Source organism: Streptomyces sp. NPDC028635 (assembly GCF_040637635.1).
In the GTDB taxonomy this organism is placed as follows: Bacteria; Actinomycetota; Actinomycetes; order Streptomycetales; family Streptomycetaceae; genus Streptomyces.
Map to the genome: position 1 here is coordinate 371,853 of NZ_JBEZWX010000003.1, position 3,692 is coordinate 375,544.

At 74.6% G+C, this 3,692-nt stretch carries 4 protein-coding genes; 2 read left to right on the forward strand and 2 right to left on the reverse strand.

Annotation, left to right across the window (positions count from 1 at the left end; genetic code table 11):
• Positions 1-103: 103 nt before the first annotated feature.
• Complete coding sequence (gene rpmG, locus AB0E88_RS05775; protein WP_361624343.1) at positions 104-268, reverse strand: 50S ribosomal protein L33; 165 nt, start codon at positions 266-268, stop codon at positions 104-106.
• A 177-nt stretch (positions 269-445) separates the two neighbouring features.
• Positions 446-1,003, reverse strand: coding sequence for a pyridoxamine 5'-phosphate oxidase family protein (locus tag AB0E88_RS05780; protein WP_361624346.1), 558 nt, complete (start codon positions 1,001-1,003; stop codon positions 446-448).
• A 156-nt stretch (positions 1,004-1,159) separates the two neighbouring features.
• Between AB0E88_RS05780 and AB0E88_RS05785 the strand changes: the two genes are divergently transcribed.
• Together AB0E88_RS05785 and AB0E88_RS05790 are read left to right on the forward strand one after the other, a co-directional pair.
• Positions 1,160-2,419: an MFS transporter gene (locus AB0E88_RS05785; protein ID WP_361624349.1), complete on the forward strand. Its 1,260-nt coding sequence runs from the start codon at positions 1,160-1,162 to the stop codon at positions 2,417-2,419.
• A gap of 415 nt (positions 2,420-2,834) precedes the next feature.
• The gene (locus AB0E88_RS05790; protein WP_361624388.1) at positions 2,835-3,410 is read left to right on the forward strand and encodes a phosphatase PAP2 family protein; all 576 of its coding nucleotides are present in this window, start codon (positions 2,835-2,837) and stop codon (positions 3,408-3,410) included.
• The last annotated feature ends 282 nt before the right edge of the window (positions 3,411-3,692 follow it).

Sequence of the window (3,692 nt, forward strand, 5' to 3'; positions counted from 1 at the left end):
GTGTTGCCCCTCCCATCGGGCCTGGTTTTCACCACGGCCCCGGAAACCGCGGGCGGCCGGGGGCCGGGGGCCGGGCCCCGCCATGGCCGGTGAAGCACCGGCTCTAGCGCTCCTCGCGGAACGCGACGTGCTGCCCCGCCACCGGGTCGTACTTGCGCAGGACCAGCCGGTCGGGGTCGTTCTGGCGGTTCTTGCGCGTCACGTAGGTGACCCCGGTCCCGGCCGTCGACTTCAGCCGGACGACGGGACGCACGGTGCTGCGTGCCATGGAGTTCTCCTTTCCCGGACCGACACCACCACGATCCTGGTCGGTGCATGTCAGTCACGAGACCTGTAACCACGCCGTCCGCCCGGGCATTCCCCTCAGTGCCCGGGGCAGGGAGCCCGGCGGACCGGCCGGGCGAGACAGCCGGTCACAGGTTCCCGGGACGGCTGACGCTCGCCTTCAGAACGACCACCGGGTGTGGGAGTACACGCCGCCGTCACGGCCGAAGCCGTACGCCGTGGACGGGGCGACCGCGAACACCGTCGCGTCGCCCTTGCGCAGGGCGTCGCCCAGGCCGTGGAAGGTGCCCTCGGCCGAGGTGATGTGCGCGCCGTACTTCTCCTCGTACGCCGTGATCACCGCATCCAGCAGCGCCGGATCGGTGACGCGCTCCGCCCTGCCCTCGACGACGAGGTCGAGACCCGAGGTGAGGGAGTTGCCGCCCGTGGTGAGCGCGCAGTGCGCGTGGTGGCCGAGGTTGCGCGCCTTCTGCTCCGCGGGGCCCGTGGCGAAGTACAGCGCTCCGTCGTGCCAGGCGGCGATTACGGGCGTGACGTGCAACCGGCCGTCGGGGCGCACCGTGGACACCCAGAAGATCTCGGCCGCCGCCAGCAACCGCTCGGCCTGTGCCCATGGGGTGGCGGTGACGTCCGCGGCGCCCGGGCGGGGGTTGAGCGCGGAGCTGTAGCGGGCGTCGAGTTCGGTGAGAGGCTGCCGCGCCGCCCTCTGTTCCGGCATGACGGATCTCCTTTCGTCTTCTTCGAGACGAAGTGATGACCCGCTGATCACCGGAGAATCATCGGCTGGGCCGTACGGCTGCGGGTGAGCGCCCGCGGGGGCGGAGCCGTGTGTACCTCGAGCCGTGCTCATGGGGCCTCCCCCAGGATGACAGGCGTGATCGCTCCCCTGTCGTACCGCTTCCGCGCCCTGCGCACCCGCAACTTCCGGCTCTTCGCCGCCGGGCAGATCGTGTCCGTGGCGGGGACCTGGATGATGGTCGTCGCGCAGGACTGGCTGGTGCTCGGCCTGACCGACGACTCCGCCGTCGCGCTGGGAACGGTGACGGCGCTGCAGTTCACGCCCATGCTGTTCACGCTGTACGGCGGCCGGCTCGCCGACAGCCGGGACAAGCGGACGTTGCTGACCGTGGCCAACCTGGTGTCGGCGGCGCTCGCCCTCCTGCTGTCACTGATGGTGTTCGCGGACGCGGTGGCCCTGTGGCACATCCACCTGTTCGCGCTCGCCCTCGGCCTGGTGAACGCCGTCGAGGTGCCCGCCCGCCTCGCGTTCATCAGCGAGCTCGTCGCCCCGAGCGTGGTGCCGAACGCCTCCGCGATGAGCGCCGCGTACTTCAACGTCGCCCGGGTGCTCGGGCCGGCGCTCGCCGGGCTGCTCCTCACCGCGTTCGGCACCGGCTGGGTGATGCTGGTCAACGCCGTCAGCTATCTGGCGACCGTGGCCGGTCTGCGGCTGATGCGGCCGGCCGAACTGCTCCGGGCGCCCCGCGCGGCACGCCGCGCCCGGGTGGTCGACGGGCTGCGCTACACGCTGGGGCGGCCCGACCTGGCCGTCCCCATGGCGCTCGTCGCGGTGATCGGGCTGGCCGGGCTGAACTTCCAGCTGACCCTGCCCCTGCTGGCAAAGACGGTGTTCCACACCGGCGCCTCCTCCTTCGGGCTGCTGACCACGGTCTTCGCTGCCGGGTCGCTGCTGGGCGCGTTCGCGGCCGGCGGGCGCAGCGGCCGGCCGTCCGCGCGGCTCGTGACGGGCGCCGCGATCGGGTTCGGACTGCTGGAGGCGGCGGTCGGCTGGGCGCCCACGGCTGCCGCGACCGTCGCCCTGCTCTTCCTCACCGGCTTCGCCACGATCTACTTCGCACAGGCCGCCAATCACCGCGTCCAGCTGGGCAGCGACCCCGGCTACCGCGGCCGGGTCCTGGCGCTGTACACCCTGGTGATGCAGGGCTCGACACCGCTCGGCGCCCTGTGCGTCGGCTGGCTGAGCGAACACTGGGGGGCCCGCGTCGGGTTCGTCGTCGGCGGCGTGGTGTCCCTGGCCGCCGGCCTGGTGGCCCTCGCCGTGGACCGGGAGGTCCGCCACCCGGCCGGCCGAGCACCGGAACACACGCCGACCCGGGAGAACGCACGGCCGTGACGCGCCGCCCGCCGGGGGCCTACGGCCGTCTTGCGCCGCCCTGGCTGACGTACGGCTGGGGCGTACGGCCGTACGGCCGTGAACGGGGCCGTCCGCCGGACCGGCCGGGGGTTGTACGGCTGTACGGCCGTGACAGGGGCCGTACAGCCGGTTCGCGGCTCGGCGCGGCGTCCCCGGCGTCGCGGTGCCACCCCGCGGCGCGGCTCGGCGCGGCGTCCGCACCCCCGACTCACCCGTACGGACCGGCCGGGACGCTCTCCGCGGCGGCAGTGCGCAGGCTGGGCACGGCAGCGCCCGCCCCGGGCGACCCAGCGAGCAGCATCCGGGCCGTGCCCGCAGCGCGGTGCACCGGAGCGAGGAGACGACCGTGGCCGACCGCACCCCCGTCCCGCCCGCCGCGTCGGCCCGCCGGACCGTGAGGCGGGCCGAGGCCACCGCCGCCGCCGTGCTCGGCGACCTCCGCGCGGTCGACGGGGCCCTGTACGCGGCCGTGGCCGCCACCCCCACACCCACCCTGGACCGCGCGTTGCGGCGGCTGTCGCACGCGGCCGACCACTCGAAGATCTCCCTCACCGTCGCGGCCCTCCTCGCGCTCGGCCCGGGCCGCTCGCGGCGCGCGGCGCTGGCCGGGGTGAGCGCGGTCGCGCTCGCCTCCGCGGCGGCGAATCTGTGCGGCAAGCGGATGGTCCGCCGGCAACGGCCCGACCGGGAACAGGCCCGGGTGGTCGTGGACCGGCACGTGCCCATGCCGAGGTCGGCGTCCTTCCCCTCGGGTCATACGGCGTCGGCGACCGCGTTCGCCACCGCCGTCGGCGTCGTCCTGCCCGCGGCGGCCGTGCCGCTCGGGGCACTGGCGGTCGCCGTAGGTTACGCCCGGGTGCACACCGGTGTGCACTACCCCGGCGACGTGGCGGCCGGCGCGGTCCTCGGCTTCGCCGCAGCGGCGGTCTCCCTGGCGGCGGCCCGAGTGCCCCTGCGTGTGTGTTCCTGAACTCTCCCCGCCCCCGCCCTGCGGCCGGGGGTTTCGTAGCGCCCGCGCCCCTGGCGGCAGCGTTCCTGAGCGTCCCGAGTCCCCCGCGACAGTGTTCCTGAGCGTCCCCGCAGCGGCGTTCCCGGCCGTCGTCCGCCTGAGGCCGCACGGCTCCGGCGGGCGCGGGAGCGGAACGCGGCGCGGGCGCCCGTACGCGCGGTCCCGCAGGCGACCGCCGCCTCCTCTTGACTCCCCCCGTCACCCCTTCCATACTGGCGGCCAAATCGATTTGGCCAAATCGAT

Excerpts from the sequence above, each read along its gene's own strand:
- AB0E88_RS05780 (WP_361624346.1), bottom strand. The coding sequence starts at position 1,003 with ATGCCGGAACAGAGGGCGGCGCGGCAGCCTCTCACCGAACTCGACGCC.
- rpmG (WP_361624343.1), bottom strand. The coding sequence starts at position 268 with ATGGCACGCAGCACCGTGCGTCCCGTCGTCCGGCTGAAGTCGACGGCC.